Genomic DNA, 20,117 nt, shown 5'->3' with positions numbered 1-20,117 from the left:
TATAATCTCAATCGACGATGAAACTAATGCTCTGGAACATGGAATGGATGAACGATCTGTTCGATAAGGACGGGAATTTTCATGCCGACAATCACAAACCCCAACATGCCCAGGGCACCACGGTACGCACCAGGCGCAGTCATCTCGGTGGGGTAATCGATGAAATCTCTCCCGATATAGTGGTAGTGGTTGAAGGACCAAACCGGGAAAGCGAACTTAACCTCTTTTTTGAAGAAGATGTGGCGGGTACCTGGGAGGTGAAACTTCAACCCACCTCAGGCTCCTCACAATGCATTGGTTGTGCCATACGGGTGGATAGAGGCCTGTTTGATAGCCGAAAACCGGTGGAGTTTTTCAACACTGAACAGATGCCGGTGTTCCAGCCGTTTGAAATTCCCAATGAAAACGACGGGATCATCGAAAAGTACCGTTTTGAACGTTCACCACTGTACGTCGAAATTGCGCTTGCCGATGGGCAGCGATTTCGGATCATGGGATTGCATCTGAAAAGCAAAGGTATTTTCACAGCGTACGAATGGAGCAAATGGTGGGCAATGGCCGATGCCAACCGCAAGAAATTACTTGCACAGGCCACTCAAATCAGGGTCAATTTCCTGGATAAGTACCTGGGAGAAGAGGAGACGCAGCGTATCCCCATCATTGTGTGCGGAGATATTAATGACGGGCCAGGCATGGATGCCAGCGAAAAGCGGTTGCTTGGAAGTGCCATAGAGCGACTGATGGGTAATATCTGGCGCCCTTTCCTGAGTTTGGGGAACGCTCTTTTCGATGCTCTCCCTCCGAATGACCAGGAAAAACTGCGTTTTGAGAAAATCTTCACCACCTCATTTTCCGACCCCATATTTAATAATGTCTGGCAAAAAGTGTGGATCGACCACATCCTCTACAGCTTCAACCGTGCCGAATGGGTAACCAATGCACAGGTACATATGGAAATGTCCGATGGTCAGAAAATATGGGCCAAGTACCCGCACGCCTCGGATCACTTTCCTATTACGGCGGAGATAAATTTATGAGAGATGCGCATTGTTTTATAGTCATTCCACCCGCACAACTACCTTCACTCCCTCTACCTCCGCGGTATCAAACGCTCCCACACGCTTAACCTTTACAGCTTTACCGTTTACCTCCCACTTCTGAAACCGCCCCGCCGGGTAGGCGACGGTAAGCTTCCACTCGGGCAGGGTTTGTTCCAGCACAAGTTGCTGGGCTTTAGCTTCCCGACTGAAATGAACCGTCAGCCTGTTCTCTCCGATCTCGACGTTTTCCAATCCGGCGGTATTCCAGGCCGTAGGCATGAGCGGTTGAATCCGGACACGCTTTTGAGAGGCCCGCGGGAGGATGCCGAAGAATTGCTCCACAATTGGAACAGCCAGAGCGTAAAGATTCCAGGCCTGGGTCATCATACCGTAGTCGGGCGATACCTCGTAAATGGAGCCCGGCAGAGCGTAACTAAACGAGCGGCTGATTCTTTTAAGATAGTCGAGTGCCTGATCGGGACGTCCGTAGTTGTTTTCTGCAATGGCCTGCACCCCCGTTGGCAAAGTCATCACGGCTCCCGTGTAGCTGAATACTTTACGGTTTTTGGCAAATGAGCTGGTATCTTTTCCGGCAGACTCGTCACGATCGATTCCAGTTACAAACATTCCGTAAGGATTGACAAACTGTCGGCCGGTACGGAGTGCTATCAGTGCCTTGGCGGTATCAGCCACGCCCGTTTGCATTGGTGTGTTCACGACCCAGTTGTGGTGCATGACAAAGCCCTGCTTCCGGTCCGGCGGGAGTTGCTGGTAACGTTTCTGCGCTTCCCGCAATTCGGCGACGGCCCAGGGCTTTCTTAATGAATCGGCCCGAATGATGGCGTCCTTGATCAAGACCAACGCTTGAGAAGGGGTACTTATGAAATCGGCGTATGAATCGTGTTCCGCGACCCAGAAGTCACTGTTGATCCGGGATTTCAATTTCTGGGAGGTAGCCCAAAAACTTTTTGCCACTTCCGGCTCGCCCATTTCGGTAGCCATGTCGGCGGCATTGGCAAATGCCAACTGGGTGTAAACGGCCACATCCACCATTTCACTGTTCAGTCCGTGTATTTCCATCATCCCGAATCCATCGGGCAGCAGGTTGTTATCCTTGTCGTTTTGCTCCATCAACCATTTAAGGCCTAGTTTCACCGTAGGGTAGTAAGTTGCCAGGAATTTGCGATCGCCCGTCCAGAGGTAGACCTGCCATACCATCGTCACGAATTGCGGCGTTTCGTTGATATTTCCAGGATTGAACACGTACCCATTGGTTGACGCCTCGTGCAAAATACGACCATTACCATTGCGGTCTTCGGAAAGTCTGTGGAGCAAGTGTACCGTATTGCGGGCAAGATCAGCCCTCCCGGTCGCCACGGCGCCCTGAAGAGCGTATTCGTTATCCACTCCAAACCACCACGGGTAATCGGGCAGGCCTGCCGACAAGCCGCGGCCAATCTCCGGTACATCGCGTACCAGCCAATCCGTGTTATATTTAACCCACCGAAAGGCTGTTTGTAATTTCTTATCAGGAATCGTCAATCGGGTTTTGGAGGCAATCGCCTCGTACCTTTGCTTCTTGTCGATCAGATTTTTGGCCGCATCGCGGCGGGCGGAATAGAACGTTTCCCGGACGGCATCAAGCGACTGGTACGAACCCGCGATGGTAATAGGCAACACCATTAATCCGTGAGGAGGAATTTCAAGGGTATAAACTGTGGCTGCGCGAGTGCCCTTCCCGGCAGGTTTGTAGTTACAAACGGTAGAAGGTTGCCCGTGAGAGACTGGTTCGATAGTCGAGCCGGTCATCACGTACCACCCGTTAAGGCTGTCTTTAGCCACCCAGGCGTGACGATCCTCGTCCCATTGGGCAAAGTCAACGGCATCCACCATGCCGGTACTGTCGCCCAGCCAGGTCGGACGCAAGTCGGTGTAGGCAGTCCACTCAAAATTCAGTTTCAGCGGTTCTGAGCCATCATTATTGAATGTATATTCCACCAGCAGGGCCTCCTTTCCGTCGGGCACATATTGGAAGCGCTCCACACGAAGATCATTTTCCGGAAACGAAAAAAGGTGTTTATTGGCAAAGGGATAGTTAATGAATGTCTCAGCCTGATCCAAACAGAAAGAATTCCCTTCCAGATTGATTGCCGCGGTAAAGCCATCCAAAAGTTTGATAGGATGATCCCAAACTCCCCCCATTTCTCCCTTCACGTGCCAGCCTAGGTCGGGAAACTGACCGTTCTGCGCCCCGATCATATACACCCTGTCCCCCGCAGCGACGAAAGGCGTCGTAAGGTATTCGGTGCGCCCTACCAGGCTGTCAGAACCCGCCATTAGCTGGCTGAGTTGGGTAAGGGAATCGGTTTCCAATTCCTTTTGGACTTTTTTACAGCCGAGAGTGACGCATAAAAGAAAAATCAGGTACTTTGTAATAAGCGAATATGAGGTGATCCGTCGCGGCACTGGCAGCAAGAGTTGTGTTGATATAAAAGCGTGTCCGAATATACGCATAATTTCAAAAAAATACAGCACCAACTAATCCGCCCTTTATCCCGCTTTACCAATCCTTACAACCGCCCGTCCTAAAAGAAGGGGGATTTTTTGAAGGAAGTCTTAGTTTTGAGCTAATGCTTAATCAACAGTTGAAATTTCTTTTTTAATAGCTATGTTGAGAATCCTACTCATTTTTATGTTTCTGGGCGGCTTTGGCCTGGCTTATGCCCAGGTAACCACCCAAAACCCTGCATCAACGGTTACTCCCGATAAAATGCGCCTGACGCTGGAGGAGTGCGTGCAGATTGCTTTGCAGAATAATCCACAAATTAAACAGGCTGGTCTGCAGGTTTCGGCCAATGAGAACAACCTCATCCAGTCGAAATGGCAACGCTGGCCTAGTCTGGGTTTCAATGCGTCACAGGGTTTTAGCTTCGGTCGGAACATCGACCCGTTCACAAACCAGTTTGTGCAGCAGAACATCAGCTTCAATAACTACAGCCTGAATTCCAGTGTGACGCTTTTCAATGGTTTTCAGCTTCAGAATAACATCAAGCAGAATGACCTGACGCTTCAGGCCAGCGAAAAAGATCTTGCCGCTACGCGAAACGATATCATGCTGAATGTGGCTCTGGCCTACCTTAATATCATTAGCAACCGGGAGTTAATCGAAGTGGCCCGGCAGCAGGGTGCCGCCACCCAGCTTCAGCTTGACCGCACCCAAAGGCTGGTAGATGCCGGGAGTCTGGCAGAAAGCCAGCTGTTTGACCTTCGGGCGCAGCTCGCTAATGACGAGCTTTCGCTGGTGAATGCCGAGAATAACCTGGAATCTTCCAAACTACAATTGAAACAGTTGATGAATGTTCCCGGAAGCGAAGTAATCGACGTTCAGACCATCGACGCACCTGACCCGGCCTTACGGGCATACGAAAACACAGTCAATGAGGTTTTCGATACAGCTTTGCAAAACTTACCCCAAATGGAAGCGGCCAAGCTGCGGGTTCAATCGGCCGGAGCGGCCATCGAGATTGCAAAGGCCCAGGGGCTCCCCAGCCTGACGTTCAGCGGTGGTGTCAGCACAGCTTTCTCCAGTGCAGCCCCCAAGACGCGGTTTGTGGGCGATGGCTCCCAGGGCACAACGCAAGAGGTTGTCTCCAGTACCCGTTTCGTTGTGGTGGGCGATCAAACGCTTCCTGTCACTGAGGTGGTACAGGTGCCGGGGGGTAGTTTACAAACATTCAACTACTTCGACCAGCTCAACTTCAACCGTAACTCGAGACTGAACCTGAGTTTGCAGATTCCAATATTTACCAATTATCAAACCAAGTACCGTGTTGCCAATGCCCGCATTCAGCAACAAAATCTGGAACAACAGGCCAATATCGTCACCCAGCAAATCAGGCAGAATGTAGAGCAGGCCTACATCGATATGAACAATTCGGGCAAGCGCTACAGCGCCACGGCCAATCAGGTGCGGGCTTTGGAAGAAGCTTTCCGGGTAGCCGAAAGCCGCTTCGGGGCCGGGGCCATTAACTCGGCTGAATACAACATTGCCAAGGCCAACCTCGACCGTGCCCGCGCCAATCTGATTCAGACTAAATACGACTATACATTCCGTACCAAAATCCTGGACTTCTACATGAACAAACCGATCACTGTGGAGTGATTGTAAGCCAAACCCAGGGTAGCAAAAGCGCAACCAAGTAGCTTTCGGAGACCGAAACATTCTCATATCTAAACCTTTCATTTTTCTGAATTTTCCTCAGACATTCACCAACTCCCTCATTACAAATAAATAATCATGGCTAAAAAATCTTCAAATCGTACCTGGTGGATATTAGGTGGCATCGTGGTGCTGCTCGTAGGCGGACTTTTCGTTGCCAAAGCAGCAGGCTGGATCGGACAGGAAAAACCCACTGAGGTAGAATTCGCCGAAGCCAAAACTACCGACATCGTAGAGCGTGTAAGCGCTTCGGGGCGCGTTCAGCCCGAGGTTGAAGTCAAGCTCAGCCCGGATGTATCGGGAGAAATCACCGCCTTGTATGTGGAGGAAGGCGATTCGGTAAAACAGGGACAACTGCTGCTTAAAATCCGCCCTGATAACTACGAGTCGTTATTCGCCCGCGCCCAGGCCACCGTCAATTCCAGCAAGGCTCAGGCCGAACAGTCGCGTGCCTCTCTGGCTCAGGCCGAAGCCCGCGCCATCCGGGCAAAGGCCGATTTTGACCGAAACAAAAAGCTTTACGAAGACAAGGTAATCTCAGCGGCGGACTTCGAACAGATACGCGCCAACTATCAGGTCGCTCAGCAAGACATCGAGGCGGCAAAAGCCAACATTCAAGCCGCTCAATTTAACGTAAAAAGCTCCGAGGCCGGACTCCGCGATGCGGCTGAAAACCTGCGCAAAACCACGATTTTCGCCCCGGTTAGTGGTATCATCTCACTCCTGAACGTGGAGGTGGGTGAACGTGTGGTCGGGACAAGCCAAATGGCGGGTACCGAACTGATGCGCATTGCCAATCTTAACAATATGGAGGTGCAGGTGAATGTCAATGAAAACGATATTGTCCGCGTTACCGTTGGTGACACGGCTGATATCGACGTGGATGCTTACAGCGGTACGGGCCGTAAATTCAGGGGCGTGGTAACCGAAATCGCCAACACGGCCAGCGGGCTTACAGGGGCCGGGGCTTCTGCGGTCTCTGCCGATGCCGTTACGGAATTCGAGGTTAAAGTGAAGATATTGAATGAGTCCTTCGAAGACCTGATGGCAAAGCGGGGCAAGCGATCCTATCCTTTCAAACCGGGAATGACGGCCTCGGTAGATATCATCACCGACCGCAAGTCGAATGTTTTATCCGTTCCCATCGCTGCAGTAACTACCCGCGACAATAAAGTTGCCAAGGATGCAGCCAAACCGACCGACCCTGACAACAACAGTAATAAAGAGGCAGAGGGCAAGCCGATCACTGAGGTGGAGCCGATCAAGGAAGTGGTATTCGTGGATAGTGTCGGCGTAGCCGTTATTCGTGAGGTAAAAACCGGTATCAGCGACTTTGAGAACATCGAAATTCTGTCAGGCCTTAAGCCCGGAGAAAAGATTGTTTCGGGGCCATTTATTGTTGTGTCCAAAAGACTTAAAAGTGGCGATAAGATTGCAAAAAAGAGCGCTGAAAGTAAAAAAGCTGAGGCGGATTCAAAAGAAAAAGCAGATTGATGCGTTCTCTAAATGTATTTATTCGATTTAGTTTAGGTTAAAAAAATGGAAAGCTTTGCGGTATTACCGCAAAGCTTTTTTATTTCTATGTATCTTTCTCGGTTTTCAAACCGTTCAGGTACCCGGAGCGCACTAAGCATATTGGTTTTCCTTCCCAAGGTTTTTCACGAGCATATAGTAGAACAGGGCGCGATATTTATTTCGGTTTGAGCTTCCGAAGGTCTCGCACACTTTTTGAATGGCGGAATCCAACTCTCCCGAATCTGCCATGCCCATTTTCTTGATCAGAAAATTGTTCTTCACACGGTCAAGTTCAGCCTTGTCGCTACACGATACCTTGGCCGAATCCGTGTTATAAATCGACGGGCCCAGCCCTTTCGTTACTTTTGTCAGCAGGTCGGCATCTACCGAAAGGCCAATTTTTTCAGCCTCCTCCATGTAAGTTGCCATCAAGTCGTCAAATTTGCTCATAAATGGGTTGTTTTTGTTTGGGATTAGAAATAAATGTGCTTAAACTAACTATCAATGAAATAAATATTTCATGATAATCAAAGCTTAGACGCCCATTTACCCAAAAAGCCACGCCTTAACTTATCAAACGGAAAAGAAATTCTCCATGAAACAACCATCCTTGCATAAAATAGCCGTAATAGGCGGAGGTAGCTGGGCCACTGCTTTGGTGAAAATATTGAGTGAACAAACTGGCAACCAGGTACGCTGGTGGCTCAGGAGCCAGGCTGATATCGACCACATCCGCGCCTACCACCATAACCCGAGGTACTTGAGCGATGTCTTCCATTCCCCTAAAAAAGTTAAGGTTTGCGGCAAAATAAAAGACGCTATCAGGGATGCCAATTACATTGTGCTGGCGGTTCCGGCTGCCTATATTGAAGAACCACTTCAAAAGCTAAAACCGGCCGACTTTTCAGGAAAACGTATTGTATCGGCCATTAAGGGGATGATTCCCGAGGTGAACCTATTAGTCACTGATTGGATGGAGGAGAGGTTTGAGGTGCCACTTGGTGACATATGCGTCATTGCCGGGCCTTGCCATGCAGAAGAGGTAGCGTTGGAAAAGCAGTCGTACCTGACGATCGCCTCGACCAACCCTGAGTGTGCGGCCGACTTTGCAAAAATTATCACCTGCCGGTACGTTACGGCACATCCGCTTGCCGACCTTTACGGCGTGGAATACGCCGCCGTAATGAAAAACATTGTGGCCCTGGCCTGTGGCATCACGTATGGCTTAGGCTACGGGGATAATTTTCAGGCCGTTATGGTATCCAATGCCATGCAGGAAATCCGTCGCTTCGTTACTGCCCTCGATCCGCGCGAAAGAGAAATGAGCGCTTCTGCGTACCTGGGCGATTTGCTGGTAACGGCCTATTCGCAGTTTAGCCGCAATCGGCTGTTTGGAAATATGATCGGTCGCGGATATAGTGTAAAAGCTGCGCAGGTGGAAATGAAAATGGTGGCTGAGGGGTACTTTGCCACCAAAAGTATCCACGCCATAAACCAACAACTTGGGGTGTCGATGCCTATCACAGATGCTGTGTATCGTATTTTGTACGAGGGAATTGCCCCAGGCCTGGTAATGAACGAATTGAAAGCCCAGCTTAGGTAAAGCTGGCTGTAACTCTTTTGCTGCGTTTGCTCAATAACATCTTACTTCAAACATCGCTGCCGGTGAATCGGCCGATGGATGTGTTAGCTTGATTTTCAAGCTTGATGTTTTTATCGGCGTTTCAAAATCGATCACGTTTCTGGTCTGGTAATTTTCTTTTCTCTCAAAGAGTATTTCGTCCCTTTCATCAAGTACCTGATAGTCCCGCACACAAAATGGCATCACATTTTCAGGCTGTTGAATCAGTACATTCTCAGCCGGATGGTCATAGTCTGTATCGAAAAATAATTCCACTCGTTTCAATTCCTGTACTTCCGGCCAGCTCAATGTGAGCATTGGGTCCGTATCATTAAAGTCAGCGACCCAGGCATTCGGTTGATTCGTAGGACGCTGTAAACCGTTTCGCACGTTCTCAGCATCGTAACAATCAATCCCTCCTTCCAGCTTAAATGCCAGATTCTTTCCTTTGGGTCTTCGCAGCGGCACCCAAAACTCGAAGTTATCTACCCCAATGTCCTCAGTGGGTTCCTGCTTGCCATAGTTTGACACGGCAGGGTTGGTGGCGTTATAGACGGTCAATAAACCCGTAATGCGCTTCTGAGACAATCGGAAAGATATTTTGTCATGTTTCTGGATAGTCAGAAAAGCATAGGCTGGTTCCGAAAACTGGGTGTCAAAATCCAGTTGGATACAATTTCTGCCTTTTTGCAGGGCTATTGTTTTTTTCTCCAAAAGCACATCTGGCGAATGGCTGTCCTTCCGACTGCACATCCGTAATTCCACTCCCACCTCCAGCGCCTCTGCTGCGTAGGGATGAATCGTAATTTTCGGCACTTTCCCCTTCCCAACCGGAATCATCTGAGCAGTCGCAAACTCCATCGGAACGGGTTCGCCCTCCTCCGGCAACTCGGTCAACTTCAAAGTACTTGAAACGGAGACGGTAGCTATTTGCACCAAATCTTCTTGGTCTTTAAGCGTCCGACCGGGAATGTGTTGACCATTTTTCAACAATTCGTTCTGCAGGATTAGTATGTTCTCCTTTCTGGCAAGATCAGCAGGTAGCCAGTTGTTTTCGGCGCATATCTTCGCCGCCATTCCTACTGCCTGCCCGCCGTGGGCGCTTGTAGCCATCACCCGCGATGAGCCGAACGCCACGTGGGAAGCAGAAATGATTCGCCCGGCCAGGAAAAGATTTTTTACATTCCGGGAGTAGTAACTACGGTACGGAATACCATAAATCCCTTTACTGTGCCACTGATTGCAACCGGGCTTTTCGCTGAAAACACCGTCGGCAGGGTGCAGATCGATGCTCCATCCTCCGAATGCCACATCGTCGTAGTGAGCGCGCTGCTCAACGATGTCTTGCTGAATCAGCATGTAGTCTCCCTCGAAGCGGCGGCTCTCACGTTTACCAGGTATGGTTCCCACCCATTCTAGGGTAAGGGTTTCGGCTTCTGGGAATTCACCAGAGTTTTTAATGTAATCCCACACACCATAAATCACCTTCCAGAGTTCCCATTTGATAGTTTCGGTGTCATGCACCGTATCAAGACGCCCACCGTATTCGAGCCACCAAAGGCGGCACCCGAAATCCTGCGTATTGAAGCTGCGAAAGCGCGGTACTTTGTTGGTGACATCCAGGGCAAAACTTGGTGGCACATAGCTAACCGGCTTGCCCACATCTTTTGAATAGAAATACATCGAATGCCCCAATAACTCGCCGTATTCAGCGGTAGGCGCAAATTTTTCGCCAAACTCCTCACTCGATTCCGCACCCATGCGAAATGCCGCTCCAGCCAGAAAACCCAGGATGCCATCGCCCGAAGCGTCACAGAACAATGGAGCAGAGAGCTCGTACCGAGTTGAATTCTGGGAACAGAATGCGATGACTTTGGTGATTTTGTCCGCGTCCTCAGCGTCTTTTTCGAGATCGTAAACGGCCGTGTTGAGCAGCAGGGTAATATTGGGTTCGCTGACCACTTTTTCCAGCGTAACTGTATCAAAAATGAGCGCATTCCCTTCGGGATTACGGTACATATTCTCAATCAGCAGCTCGTTGATTACGCCGCCTTCTCGCGCCCATCGGTTGTTGTTGCCCATGTGCGAAGTGGCGCCCAAAACCCAAAGCCGAACCTCGGAGGAGGCATTTCCCCCCAGCACCGGGCGGTCTTGCACCAGGATTACGTTCGTCCCTGCCCTGGCGGCTGTAATCGCGCAACAAACACCCGAAAGCCCCCCTCCCACTACTACCAGATCAGCCGCTAAATCTAGGGTCTGTGGTATCCTTTTGTCAACAGCAGTTGCTTTAATCATCCTCTTGTATTTTTAATATTTTATATAATCGTCTCATCAAAATCAACTCAGCTCGACTGTTTCAGTCAGCACCACATAGCCCGTCGGTTTAAATACTTTCAGGAAAAGTGTTTTGTCAAAACCTGTCACCGTTATGGTTAGGATCTCACTTTGGCCCGGCTGTAAGTAGGGCAGCATTACCTTTCCCTTGGGCGTTTCCACCCAATACCCCTGCACCGGGTGAGCGGGAAAATCATTTCTTGCCGTGACTTTCAGCCGAAGCTGATGTATTCCCTGAGTACCTGCCTCATACGCAACTTTTTCCAAGGTCAAGGGAGCCATTTCATGCTGGTAGGCAGCATATGCTGGCCGTGGCGTACGGTTGGGTTCCACCAATCCCCAGGGCCGGTAACCATTGGGGTTGGTGAGATAGTACCGGCTTTGGTAATCGTTGAAAGTCCACCAGGAGGCACCCGCTACATAAGGTCGCTTCCGGATTTCTTCCACTACCTCACGTACGTGCTGGGCCTGCCCGACTTCACCGCTGGCGGCATCGGCCCGGGTACCCCACTCACTAATGAGCATAGGCTTATCGGGGTAAAGCCGATGGACGTGGTCCAGGACTTTGGCGTGGTTGCCATAGATGTTGACAGACACGAAATCGACATACTGGCTGGCTTCGTCCTCCGGCTTCTGGGGCATACTGTTGAGCCGGTTGCTGGCAAATGTATACAGCCGCGTAGGGTCAATTTCCCGCGCGTAGTCGATCATGTCTTTGGTCCAGCGCTGGCCCGCGGGCTGATCGGAGAAGTACTCGTTGCCCACGCTGTAGGCAATCACGCTCGGGTGGTTCCAATCACGCTCAGCCATTTCACGGAACTGTTGCCGGAATTTTGTCCGGATGGTGTCATTGTCGAGTTGAGTGGGTGTAAGCTGCCAATTGCCCGCTTCCGTGATAATCAGCATTCCATACCTATCCGCCAGATCGTAATAATATTCTGAGGGAGTATAGTGCGTCAATCTTTGAAATTCCATACCGGCTTCCTTCATAAGCCGAAAGTCCTTCTCAATGAGCCAATCGGGTTCCAGCGAACCCAGCCCCGGGTAGTCCAGCACGCGATTGCCACCACCCAGCCGCACAGGCTGACCATTCAGCAGGAGCTGCGCATTGCGTATTTCGACTTTCCGAATCCCGAATCGGGTAGTTACCGAATCGCCTCCTACTACTGATTCCAATTGATAGAGCGTGGGCGAATCCACTGCCCAGAGCCGGGTTTGCGCTGCCGTAAGGCTGGTTTCAGACTCCATGATGACCGTTTGCCCCGCAGGTATGTTCTCAGTTTTCGTTTTCCAATTCAGCGGAAGCACCTGTTCTCCCAACCGCACCACATATTTGACCTTGGGGGTAGTGGGCCGACGCGACGCGTTCCGTACCCGTACTTTGGTTTTTAAAATAGAAGTACCCTTTACCAGATCGGGTGTCGCTTCTACTTTCAGATTCTCCACATAAACTTCCGGCTCTACCGTAAGGTACACAGGACGGGTCAACCCGCCGTAATTGATCCAGGCCGGAAAGGAGCTGTTGATGTCGTCATTGTCTTTCACTGCCGGAAGGGTGTTCAGCTTCCAGACATCATTATTGACCGAAACGGCCAGCATATTATCTCCTTCCCTGAGATGCTCGGTCACGTCAAACTGAAACGGTGTATAGCCCCCTTCGTGGGTACCTACCGGCTGGCCATTCAGCCAAACCTTCGTCAGGTAAAAAGCACCGTCGAAATGCAGAATCACGCGTTTGCCCGACACGGGTTTCCACGCAAACGATTTTCGGTACCAGGCCGTGCCGGTATAAAATAAGTAGCGCGGGTCGGCCGAGAAACAGTGCGGTACTGTCACTTTATCCTGCCGGTTATTTTTAGTAATATTATCGAGGTACCATTTCCCGGCTATCCCCCGATCGGCCAGATCGAGCGCAAACGTCCATTCCCCGTGCAGAGGGATGGCATCCGGATACTTGATAGTATACTGAGCCACCGCTTGCCAGGCAAAGCAGACTAAAAACCCAAAAACTAGTAACCTCTTTTCTATCATTATATTGACTGGTACTGAATTGGACAATTTTTAGGTGATTTAATCTTCGCGTTCGGGGTTGTGGAGTGTAGGGTGAATGGTTCGCGCAGACCACCCCACCCAAGCCCCCAAAGCCACGATTATCAAGCCTATTCCCACAATCAATCCAACATTTCGGCCCCCATTGATCCCTAACCCGGCAATACTCAGCCCCGTAAGTGCGAAGCTGATCGCTATGGCCCGCAGTGCGAAGGTGTTTTGAGAGACAGCACCTGTCGAATTTTCAGCGACTGGCTGGGGTACTTCGCTGGCTCGAGAGGTGTACCATCGTTGGTAGGCAATGTATTGGTCATCCTCTGCTTTATCTTTGAACACAATCCACTCGAAAATGGCCAACAGCACAAGCGGCAGGCCAACGCCCAGCGACATTTCTGCCGCGCGGCTCAGGGTGAAGTCGAACAGCAAGGGAGTGCCAAATTTAAAAAAGAGGCTAACCGTCAAGCTTAATAAAGAGACTGTAAGGATGGACGTCGCGTTTTGCCGAGGGGAAAAAAGGGTCCAGAGTACAGGCAGTAGCAGCGAGCCTCCTGAAATAGCACCCACGCTCAGTACCAGATTCACCAGTCCGCCGATATAGGGTACGGCCAGGGCAATTCCGATTGTAATCAACCCGAAAACTACCGTCATGCTTCGCCCCACCCCTACCTGTAGTTTTTCGCTGGCCTCGGGATTTATCAGCTTTTTATACACATCGTTGGTGAATACTGCCGCCAGCATGTTGAGCAGGGTATTGGCGGTACTGGCGGTGGCTGACACCATCGCCGCCAGCATTAGTCCTACCAGCCCGGCGGGCAGCACCAGTTGAGCCATGAGAATGTAGGCCCCTTCTGATTCCAACCCTGACAGATTGGGATTGATGGAGCGAAAAATCATAGGCGGTAGCATCCACAAAAATGGACTGACGGCGTAAAGTCCCGCAAAAAGGTAGGCTACCTTTTTGGACTCGGCCGGCGTGCGGACGCTGGTGTACCGCTGTACATAGGCCCAGTTGCCCCCAATAAAAACGATGTGAAACAGCGTAAAGGCCAGGGTAAAGCCCAATGTAAAATCACCGTTGAAGACATTGAAAAAATCGGCGGGCACCTTTTCGACAAAAGAGCCAAAGCCATCCGTATGTTCCAGAGCGAGCGGCACCAGGATAAGGACGGCGGCCAAAAGGATGACGAATTGCAGCACGTCAGTGACCAATACCGCCCACAATCCGCCCATCGCGGTATACAGTATCACCATCAATCCCAGGGCGATGATGCAGGTTTCAAGGGAAAAAGGTGTGGCCACGTACACCAGTTTCCCAACGGGGTAGAGCACTCCTCCAATGGTGAAAAGGGTAAACAGTGTCAGGAGGTAGGTGAACATTTGTTGCACTTTCACGCCCAAACGACGACCAATGTACTCTGCGGCCGTCAACGCGTGGGTGCGCTTCCACTTGGCAGCCAGAAAGTAGGCGGTGACCAGCCCACCGATGCACATGGTCAATTGAATCGTGATGGCCACAAAGCCTAGGTCATAGGCAATGGAACCCCATACCACGAAAGTACCCGCCGACAGGAAGCTCATGAAAAGCGACAAACCGCTCACCCACCAGGGCGCGGATTCACCAGCGGCGAAAAACGACTTGGCGTCGGTACCCGTGCGGGAAAAAGCTAGTCCTAATACTAACTGGAACACCGCAAAGGCGGCCATGACGATGAAATCGAGCTTATTCAGAGGGAATTAATTTTTGGCGGTAGCCAGCTTATAATTGTTACCTAATTCGTGCGCAGTGAAGGTGATTTTTAAAGTACCCTTGCTTTATTCAAAACTGACTACTTCCATACCGAACGCAGGAAGGCTCTTTTTGACCGGACTGTTCTGACCGATTGCCAAGTTAAAATCAGTGGGCTGCGCGCGATCATTCAAGAGTACTACGAATTTCTTTTTACCATCCACAGCCTCCGCAAGTATGTAATCGATCGACGGTGAATCCACCCTCACCAATTTTTCATTGATCAGAAGATTGGCTTTTTCCCCGTTGATGGTACCCGGCGCGAAGCCATAGGTCTGGTGCGGCCCTACTTTGGGCGTGACAAACCCCCGAGGAAACTTCACCTGACCGTCAGAACGGTACTCGGCTTCGGCCATGAGGTAGTCGGTCAGCCAGCCAATTTGCCACCAGGCGTGGTGCGGGTATGGCCCGGCGCCTTTGTTCATCGTACTCCAATAATACGAGGCGACACTGGTGGTACTATCCACAAAGGCATCGCGTCCAGTGGAAGCAGCCCGCGCCATATCGGCGAATAGAGGTTCGCCAGTCAGAGCCGACATGCGGATGAACATCCCGGCATGGCTGGCCAACTGAATGGGTCCGAGGCGATTGGCCGACCCAAATATTCCTCCATGTTCAAAACTGAGCCCGGCCTGAGAAATTTCCCAATCCTCCCTTTTGGTACCTTTCACCGTTTTGGTTTGGCGGTCAGGGATGGGGTGCGTGTAGACCGAGGAAGTATAAATCTTGGCCGCTTTGATGGCCGCTTCCTTGTACTTTTCTGCTTTGGTGATTTCGTACAAATCCAGCAAGGCCTGGGCGGTCTGCCCAGTGGCGAAGTCAGGCGCGTAGCGTGCGTCGCCGCATACGCCCAGAAAACTTCCGGTGTTCACCCCGTTCTCGACAAACCAATCTGCTCCTTTTTTGGCAGCGGCCAGGTACTTCGGATCTTTGAGTTGACGGTAGGCTACCAGCAAGCCGTAGAACGTAGGGCGGTAGTCGGCAATGTCTTTGAATAGTTCGTCCTCCGTTTTTTTATCGTAAGCCACTACCCAACTTCCGTCGGACTGCTGCCATTTGAGCAGGTTTTCCGCGCCCAGGCGCAAGCGTTCTTTCAACTCGGCATTGTCGGGTTCAAAGAGCAGCATATTTCCGATGTCGAGCATGATGTAGTAGGTGACCGCAATCGGCTCCACCACCTCGCCCCATTCCTCCACAAACTTCTTCGACTTGGCCAGGTAGTATTGTCCCTCAATGGCTCCTTTGAAGAAATCTCCGTCGGCAATCTGCTGGGTCAATTTGAAATTCAGGGCATAGGGCAACACGTTTTTAGTCAGGTCAGGATCGTTGGTCGCGTTGGCCAGCATCCACATAGCGCCATAGTCTGAGTTTTTCATGGCATCCTTGTTGGAACCAACTACCCCACCCAAATACGACTGTGCCCCGATTTTACGGCCCTTATATTCCTCAATATTCCACAAGGACGTTTTCGGGTCAGTGAGGTAGTAGTGCATCTTTTCGATGCGATCCGTTAGCGATTGGGTACTTTGGCGCAGTGCCAGACCTTCTTTGAAGCGGTATATGTCATAAATGGTATGATTCAGCGCCTGAAACCAGTCACCATCCGTGAGGCTGTACCGGAAAGAGTAGCTGAGCGCATTTCCCTCTTCCCGTTCCGACAGATGTTCCCCCAAAACCGGATAGTACAGCGTGGGCGAAAGCTCGCCTTTACGATTCATGTGTGACAGCCCGATGTGCCAGTCCGTTTGGGTACTTTGGTCTTTGGCCCAGGGATCGCGCGCCAGCCCCGGCTCAGAAATAACCGAGAAGGTGACGCCTCCTTTCGTACTGACCAAAGGACTCAATGTGCTGGCGCAACGCTCGCGGTACACGACGGGCCGCTCTGGAATTCCGTACCCATACGCGTAGGCTTTGGCAAAATTTTCCTGAAAATAATTTCCCTGAAAGTACCCCGGCACCGTTGCCCACGCCATGTCTTTCCGATCCACAGTACCCAAACTGGGACTGGCCAGTGAAAAGAACCCCTGTTTTTTGGGAGTGAGCGTTTGGGTAACCACCATATCGGTGGGGTACTTTTCATTCAGTTTCCAGTCCGTAACTACCGTGGCTACCTCGGTTTCGGAGGTGAAGCGTAGATGGGATTTGCTTACAGCATCGACATTTTTCGGGTAGAAGTAATAAGGCGTGCCCGCCGTATTCAGCGACGCTGCATTGGTACTTTCCCCCCACTGCTGCTGCTGGTAATGGTAGTTTTCCTCAGGAAATACCCCGCCCGTCGATTTTTCAAAAGTTTCACTCGGTTTGGTAGAGGGCTTGGTTGTTGAATACAACAGAGTATACTCCCCGGAAGGAGTAAGTGTCTTTTTAGTCCATTTAGTCCCCTGCCTGACGGCGACTTCCTGAATGCGCCATCCCTGCGCCGAGTTTTGCCAATGGATACGAATGTGGTCATTCGCCAGTTGTACCGATTTCTGGGCCAGCGCAAATGGTACAAATCCAATCGCCAAAAGAAAAACTAAAAACAAGACTCGTCTATCGATCATTATTTATTTGGATAGTGCAGGATTGAAAATCAATCGCCATTGGGTAGTTTCAGGACGTAAACTTCCCCGGCGCGCGGTATTTCGTTTTAAATTTTTTCCAGAGCTTCAACCCCGGCTACTTTATGTTTCTGGAGCAACTGGTAGTTGGCTGCCGAGAGTTTGATCTTTTTTTCGATCAAATGATCGACCATTTTTTTTATGGCCTCCTCATCGTTATTCCTGATAATGAGCGCAATGATTTTTTGATTTTGAATACTGTTCCTGTCACTAATCTGAGTAAGAAGCATGCTGGTCAGATCCTTCTGCAACGGCACATTTTGTAGTTTGCTTAGTGCTGCCACCTGGGTGTAATACGAAAGCGAGTCGTAGTTCTGGATCAAAAAATCCTGCATCTCTTGCCGGCCAAACAGTTTTTCGGGGATTTTCTCGATGGCGTTTTTAGGAAAGTACCCCTTCCCCGCTTGGATCAACCCGATGATCTCCGGCAGGTTCTGTGCAAACTGGGTCTCCGACATATGGTCAATCAGGTAGTAGTTGGCCGAAGCGGTGTTGTAGCCGATAATTTTCGCAATCATCGGTTTATCGAGCTGCCGCTGCGTGTGCTGCCGAATCGAGTCCACGACGGCCCCATTGGCGATATGCCAAAGGGTGTAGCAGGTAAACAGCGCCCCATCGATCACTTCGTCTTTGATGGCCTCGATGGTCGCTCCGGAGTAGCCATCCACGGTTTCTTCGGCCTTCACCACCAGTTCATCCGCCGGAAGGCCTGTAAAAATCAGGTCGTGATTGGTCAGGATGCCTTGTAGTTTGGCGTAGTCCGCCAGCGTAAAGGGCTTGTGATCCAGCTTGGTGAGAGGGTCGTAGGGCTGCACCTGGTAGTCGATAAACTCGCCAATCAAATTCCAATTGAAGACGACATTCACATTGTAGCAGATTCCCTCCTCACAGACCGGGGCCATGATATTCGCCGAATACTTCGCCAGTTTATCGCCCCAACGCACCTCCTCTACTTCGAATGAACCCCCGTTTTTCGTTTCAATTTCAAAGGCAGGGCCGGGCCTGTTTCCCAAATACGTGAGCAGGCCAGCCAGTCCCATCAAAAATGAAACGATCAACTTCATTTAACTACCTCCATTAAAGTACCACCCAGATTGTAATCCTGATCCTTCGGTAAAGTCGGGTCACCTACCCCTTCGATCATCATCGCTTCCAGCTTCGGGAAGTAGTTCTGGTACAGCCCCCTAGGCGTGGTATTTTCCTCCTTACAAATGGCAGCGGCCATGCCCAGCACTTCGCCCATCATCCCCGTGGTGCGCATCAGGCGCACGGTACCCAGCGCCACGTGCGATACGCTGATGTCGCGCCCTGCCATCATCAGGTTGTCGATGTTTTTGGAATACAGGCAGCGGAACGGAATGGGATAAGGATATATCTTGATGTGCTTGGCGATGGACTTGAACGCCGCGCCGGGGAATAGCTTGGAGTTCTCAGGATCAGGATAATGCAGGTCGATGGACCAGGAAGTAGGCGCGGTGCCGTCGGGGTACACGCGCTGGTCGGTCAGGTCCTGTTCGATCAATACATAATCGCCTTTCAATCGCCGCGACTCGCGCTTTCCTGCTACATAAGCCACCCATTTGAGGGCGTCATGAGCAAATTTCTCCTTGTTTTCAGCGCGGTTTTTCAGGTACGACCAGTTGGAGTAGACCGCCAGCATTCCATAATCACGGATTTGTTCAAAATCCAGGGTCATATCCAGTCCCATGCCGGTTTCCCATTCCCAGTCGCCTTTGGTGATTTCCTCAGCCTTTGCCTCGTTCCAGGGCAATCCCCACTTTATATCGGGGAAGGAAACGGGATGATCCTTTTTCTCCGAAAACCATTGGACCGAAGCACCCATCGTCAGGTTGTCAGCCACTTCGGGAGCCGTTTTTTCGCCGTAAACATCGCGGCTTTCGCGACCCGTCATGTACTCGGCTCCTGCCAGAAAACCAATTGTGCCGTCACCCGTGCAATCGGCGAATAACGGTGCCTCAAAGTATACCTTCTCGCCGGTTTCGATATTGGTGGCGTACACCTTTTCGATTTTACTCCCGTTGGTCTCCACTTTGTTGGCGTGGTAGTTCAGGAAAAGTGAAATGTTGGGTTCGGCCAGAACGGCCGCCATCTTCTTATCGTCCTCATAATATTCCTTTGGCTGGGCGTTACCGCCCTCCGAAGGGCCTATTTCGTTGACGAGGTTTCCCAGCGCCGGGTAGGGTTCCAGATTAATCCGTCCACCCAGGTGGACCCGAACTTCGGAACTATTGTTGCCTCCCAGTACGGGACGATTCTGGATCAAAGCTACTTTGATGCCTTTCCGGGCGGCCGAGATGGCCGAACAGGTACCGGCCATGCCGCCACCCACAACCACAAAATCGAACGTACCGGCATTTTTAGGGTTCTTGTCAAAGCCGAAATAGGCGTTTCGGTACTCGGTTAGTCTTTCCTTATCCTCTATGGGCTTGAAATTGGGGACGCTGGTGAAAATAATGGCATCGCAGCGGCCATTGAAGCCCGTCAGGTCTTTTAGGGAAATTTTGTTTTCCTTCCGGGTGATTTTCACTGTTCCGCCTTCCGACCAGCTCCACTTTTCGTTGTCTTTGCCGAATGTCTTTCCAAGCGGTTTGTCATTAACCAGCAACTGGAACTGCCCGGCAGCATCCTTGTCCGACCATTGGGCCGACCAGTTGCGGGTGCGGACGTACACTTTGTACGTACCTGTTTCGGGGAATGTGACGGTTGTACTGGCGTTTTCCACCGGGCGGCCCATGCCATGGGCCATCAGGAAAGAAGAGCCCATTACGTCCATAAACTGCTGGTCGATCGACCAGCCGCCTTTGTTCTCGAAACTTTCGGCTTCGACGAAAACCGTGGCAGGCTTTTGCGCCAGGGCGAATTGGCTGGACAGCAGGAATAGAAAGATAAGACGTTTCATGAGATTGGTTGTGTTGGGTTTGGAAGCTAGGTG

12 protein-coding genes are annotated in these 20,117 nt (G+C 51.0%); 4 read left to right on the top strand and 8 right to left on the bottom strand.

Annotated elements, in window-relative coordinates:
- Positions 1-17: 17 nt before the first annotated feature.
- Positions 18-1,037 (top strand): endonuclease/exonuclease/phosphatase family protein, encoded by a 1,020-nt coding sequence (locus IE117_RS18990; protein WP_189566095.1) that lies wholly within the window; start codon positions 18-20, stop codon positions 1,035-1,037.
- A gap of 21 nt (positions 1,038-1,058) precedes the next feature.
- Here IE117_RS18990 and IE117_RS18985 read toward each other — a convergent pair whose 3' ends face one another.
- Positions 1,059-3,413 carry an alpha-L-rhamnosidase-related protein gene (locus tag IE117_RS18985; protein ID WP_189566094.1) on the bottom strand — a complete coding sequence of 785 codons (2,355 nt, stop codon included), beginning with the start codon at positions 3,411-3,413 and terminating at the stop codon, positions 1,059-1,061.
- A 295-nt stretch (positions 3,414-3,708) separates the two neighbouring features.
- Here IE117_RS18985 and IE117_RS18980 point away from each other — a divergent pair, with 295 nt between their 5' ends.
- Together IE117_RS18980 and IE117_RS18975 are read left to right on the top strand one after the other, a co-directional pair.
- Positions 3,709-5,202: a TolC family protein gene (locus tag IE117_RS18980; protein ID WP_189566093.1), complete on the top strand. Its 1,494-nt coding sequence runs from the start codon at positions 3,709-3,711 to the stop codon at positions 5,200-5,202.
- Positions 5,203-5,337: 135 nt separating this feature from the next.
- Entirely contained in the window at positions 5,338-6,753 is a 1,416-nt protein-coding gene (locus IE117_RS18975) for an efflux RND transporter periplasmic adaptor subunit (RefSeq protein ID WP_189566092.1), read from the top strand.
- 132 nt (positions 6,754-6,885) lie between these two features.
- Here IE117_RS18975 and IE117_RS18970 read toward each other — a convergent pair whose 3' ends face one another.
- Positions 6,886-7,224, bottom strand: coding sequence for a DUF2853 family protein (locus IE117_RS18970; protein ID WP_189566091.1), 339 nt, complete (start codon positions 7,222-7,224; stop codon positions 6,886-6,888).
- A gap of 145 nt (positions 7,225-7,369) precedes the next feature.
- Here IE117_RS18970 and IE117_RS18965 point away from each other — a divergent pair, with 145 nt between their 5' ends.
- Positions 7,370-8,377: an NAD(P)H-dependent glycerol-3-phosphate dehydrogenase gene (locus IE117_RS18965; RefSeq protein WP_189566090.1), complete on the top strand. Its 1,008-nt coding sequence runs from the start codon at positions 7,370-7,372 to the stop codon at positions 8,375-8,377.
- A 30-nt stretch (positions 8,378-8,407) separates the two neighbouring features.
- On the opposite strand, the gene IE117_RS18960 is transcribed toward IE117_RS18965, so the two are convergent.
- The 6 genes from IE117_RS18960 to IE117_RS18935 form a co-directional block, all read right to left on the bottom strand.
- The gene (locus tag IE117_RS18960) at positions 8,408-10,690 is read right to left on the bottom strand and encodes an FAD-dependent oxidoreductase (RefSeq protein ID WP_189566089.1); all 2,283 of its coding nucleotides are present in this window, start codon (positions 10,688-10,690) and stop codon (positions 8,408-8,410) included.
- A 42-nt stretch (positions 10,691-10,732) separates the two neighbouring features.
- Entirely contained in the window at positions 10,733-12,703 is a 1,971-nt protein-coding gene (locus IE117_RS18955) for a glycoside hydrolase family 2 protein (protein ID WP_308439293.1), read from the bottom strand.
- Positions 12,704-12,799: 96 nt separating this feature from the next.
- Entirely contained in the window at positions 12,800-14,482 is a 1,683-nt protein-coding gene (locus IE117_RS18950; RefSeq protein ID WP_229581149.1) for a sodium:solute symporter family protein, read from the bottom strand.
- Between the two features lie 108 nt (positions 14,483-14,590).
- Complete coding sequence (locus tag IE117_RS18945; protein WP_189566087.1) at positions 14,591-17,107, bottom strand: glycoside hydrolase family 88 protein; 2,517 nt, start codon at positions 17,105-17,107, stop codon at positions 14,591-14,593.
- An 86-nt stretch (positions 17,108-17,193) separates the two neighbouring features.
- On the bottom strand, positions 17,194-18,228 hold the full coding sequence (locus tag IE117_RS18940) for a hypothetical protein (RefSeq protein WP_189566086.1): 1,035 nt from the start codon (positions 18,226-18,228) through the stop codon (positions 17,194-17,196).
- Positions 18,225-20,084 (bottom strand): FAD-dependent oxidoreductase, encoded by a 1,860-nt coding sequence (locus tag IE117_RS18935; protein ID WP_189566085.1) that lies wholly within the window; start codon positions 20,082-20,084, stop codon positions 18,225-18,227. The genes IE117_RS18940 and IE117_RS18935 overlap by 4 nt, the downstream gene beginning before the upstream one ends.
- Positions 20,085-20,117: the final 33 nt, after the last annotated feature.

It is taken from the genome of Persicitalea jodogahamensis (genome assembly GCF_014651615.1).
GTDB classification, from domain to species: domain Bacteria; phylum Bacteroidota; class Bacteroidia; order Cytophagales; family Spirosomataceae; genus Persicitalea; species Persicitalea jodogahamensis.
The sequence above is the reverse complement of the archived record's forward strand: the minus strand, read 5'-3'. Positions and strand labels throughout refer to the sequence as shown.

Excerpts from the sequence above, each read along its gene's own strand:
- IE117_RS18940 (WP_189566086.1), bottom strand. The coding sequence starts at position 18,228 with ATGAAGTTGATCGTTTCATTTTTGATGGGACTGGCTGGCCTGCTCACG.
- IE117_RS18960 (WP_189566089.1), bottom strand. The coding sequence starts at position 10,690 with ATGATTAAAGCAACTGCTGTTGACAAAAGGATACCACAGACCCTAGAT.
- IE117_RS18975 (WP_189566092.1), top strand. The coding sequence starts at position 5,338 with ATGGCTAAAAAATCTTCAAATCGTACCTGGTGGATATTAGGTGGCATC.
- IE117_RS18945 (WP_189566087.1), bottom strand. The coding sequence starts at position 17,107 with ATGATCGATAGACGAGTCTTGTTTTTAGTTTTTCTTTTGGCGATTGGA.
- IE117_RS18935 (WP_189566085.1), bottom strand. The coding sequence starts at position 20,084 with ATGAAACGTCTTATCTTTCTATTCCTGCTGTCCAGCCAATTCGCCCTG.
- IE117_RS18965 (WP_189566090.1), top strand. The coding sequence starts at position 7,370 with ATGAAACAACCATCCTTGCATAAAATAGCCGTAATAGGCGGAGGTAGC.
- IE117_RS18970 (WP_189566091.1), bottom strand. The coding sequence starts at position 7,224 with ATGAGCAAATTTGACGACTTGATGGCAACTTACATGGAGGAGGCTGAA.
- IE117_RS18990 (WP_189566095.1), top strand. The coding sequence starts at position 18 with ATGAAACTAATGCTCTGGAACATGGAATGGATGAACGATCTGTTCGAT.
- IE117_RS18950 (WP_229581149.1), bottom strand. The coding sequence starts at position 14,482 with ATGGCCGCCTTTGCGGTGTTCCAGTTAGTATTAGGACTAGCTTTTTCC.
- IE117_RS18980 (WP_189566093.1), top strand. The coding sequence starts at position 3,709 with ATGTTGAGAATCCTACTCATTTTTATGTTTCTGGGCGGCTTTGGCCTG.